Origin of the sequence: Kitasatospora sp. NPDC005856 (genome assembly GCF_040629945.1) — a bacterium.
Taxonomy (GTDB): domain Bacteria; phylum Actinomycetota; class Actinomycetes; order Streptomycetales; family Streptomycetaceae; genus Kitasatospora.
In genome coordinates, this window is the sequence record NZ_JBEXWT010000245.1 from 1 (window position 1) to 1,130 (window position 1,130).

Annotated in this window: 2 protein-coding genes; one reads left to right on the top strand and one right to left on the bottom strand. The window is 68.4% G+C overall.

The window, feature by feature from the left end; genetic code table 11:
* A partial coding sequence (locus ABZ449_RS42235; protein WP_360357509.1) for a YafY family protein occupies positions 1-713 on the bottom strand: 713 nt, incomplete at its 3' end.
* A gap of 98 nt (positions 714-811) precedes the next feature.
* Here ABZ449_RS42235 and ABZ449_RS42240 point away from each other — a divergent pair.
* Positions 812-1,130, top strand: a 319-nt coding sequence (locus tag ABZ449_RS42240; protein ID WP_360357512.1) for a VOC family protein, incomplete at its 3' end; no start/stop codon positions are given.

Consider the following 1,130-nt stretch of genomic DNA (forward strand, 5'->3'; position numbering starts at 1 on the left):
GGGTACGGCGCTCGTGCCATCGAGTTGAGAAGGTGCCCGGCCGGATCGTTTCCGGCGGGCGGCTCGAACGAGCCCGGCAGCGGTCTCGCGTCCGCGATGCGGTCGAGTCGAAGGGTTCGTTCCTCGCCGATCTCCGGATCGACCCCGGTGACGTACCACCGGCCGGCATGGTTGACCAGTCCGAACGGATGCAGCACGCGGACGCTGCGCCGGCCGTCGCCCGAGGTGTACTGCACCGAGATCGGCCGGTGATGGCGGACCGCCTCGGCGACGGCGAGCAGTACCTCGGTCTGCGGCGCGGGGAAGTCACCGGGTTCGGCGGTGAAGGCGAGGGACTGGAGTGCGGCGTCCAGTCGGTCCGCCGTCCGTGGCGGCAGGACGCGACGGATCTTCGCGGCGGCTGTCTCGCCCGCCGTGTCCGTTGCCGTCGCCAACCCGGCACGGCGGCCGGCGATCAGGCCGAGGAGGACGGCGAGGGCCTCGTCGTCGTTGAACATCAGCGGCGGCAGGCGATAGCCGGCGGCGAGCCGATACCCGCCGTAGCGACCGCGCACCGACTCGACCGGCAGGTCCAGGTCGACCAGGTGGCTCACGTAGCGCCGCACCGTGCGCGGTTCGACACCGAGGCGCTCGGCAAGCTCGGCCATCGTCCGGACGCCGCCGGACTGCAGGAGCTCCAGCAGTGCGAGTACCTGCGCTGTCGGTCGTGCCACGGTCCGAATTTATCAAAATACTGGCCCAAATCTGTCCAGTATTCGCTCTAGCGTGATCTCGACGGACCCTTAGCGACCGCTTTGAGCAGGGAGAAGACATGGACTTCGTCTCGATCCGCATCATCACCGACGAGATCAACCGCCTGGTCGGCTTCTACGAGAAGATCACCGGCGTGCAGGCGACCTGGGGCAACGAGGACTTCGCCGAATTGCGCACCGCCCACGGCACGCTGGCGATCGGCAGCACCCGCACCGTCGCACTGTTCGCGCCCGGCTCGGCCCGTCCGGCCGACAACCGCAGCGTGATCATCGAGTTCCGCGTGGAGGACGTCGACGCGCTGTACGAGAAGCTGAAGAGCGTGGTGGACGACTTCGTGAACGAGCCCACGACCATGCCCTGGGGTAACCGAGCCCTGC